This window comes from Enterococcus sp. E4-223 (assembly GCF_035727065.1).
Lineage (GTDB): Bacteria > Bacillota > Bacilli > Lactobacillales > Enterococcaceae > Enterococcus_B > Enterococcus_B faecium.
The window spans coordinates 1-794 of the sequence record NZ_JAPMLH010000023.1 but is presented as its reverse complement, the minus strand read 5'-3'; the positions used below and the strand labels follow the sequence as shown (position 1 = coordinate 794).

General features: G+C 36.4%; 1 protein-coding gene. It reads left to right on the top strand.

The genetic code is table 11. The features are described 5' to 3' along the window. Positions 1 to 794, top strand: a 794-nt coding sequence (locus OS139_RS13635) for a tyrosine-type recombinase/integrase (RefSeq protein ID WP_325067024.1), incomplete at both ends; no start/stop codon positions are given.

Below are 794 nucleotides of genomic sequence, written 5' to 3'. Positions count from 1 at the left end.
TGGAGAAAGTTGGCGGAGACACCCGACCAGAGGCCGAAGCTGCTTTACGAAAAGTTTTATCAGATATTGACGAAACAGGACAATACTTTTTAGGTACGGATACTCGAGTAAAACAATACCTTGATTTTTGGATGGAGGAATACGTTAAACTAAATCTAAAATACAATACCTATGAAAACTACCGATTTACCATCAAAAATCATATAAACGGTTATTTAGGAAAGAAAAAACTTACGGATCTCTCCCCTGCTCTTTTACAAAATTTCATCAATGCTGAATTTAAAAAGGGTTACTCGAAGAAAACAATGACTATTACTCACTCTGTCCTTAAGAATGCGCTGAATATGGCGGTTTATCCTTGGGGGTTAATCAAGCAAAATCCTATGCTGTATGTAAAGATACCAAAATACGAAGAACGACCAACGACTAAAAAAGATCTAAAAATCATTTCTCTTGAGGACTTTGATCATATGCTAGAAACCACTCCTGAAGGCCATCCTTTCTATATTCCTTTGAATATTGGATTTTATACGGGAATGCGCGTTGGCGAAGTTTGTGGTCTGACGTGGGATAATGTCGATTTTTCAAATGGAACAATTACTGTAGAGAAACAAATGGTAAAGAATGATGGCGCATGGGTATATGGTACACCAAAGACAAGCAGTTCCAATCGAACGATTTTTATTGGACAAACCTTGCTAGCAATTCTGAAAAAACATAAGAAACAACAATTAGAAAATCGAATGAAGTATGGAAAGCTCTACATTGATTCAAATGCAGTATGTACGAAGGAA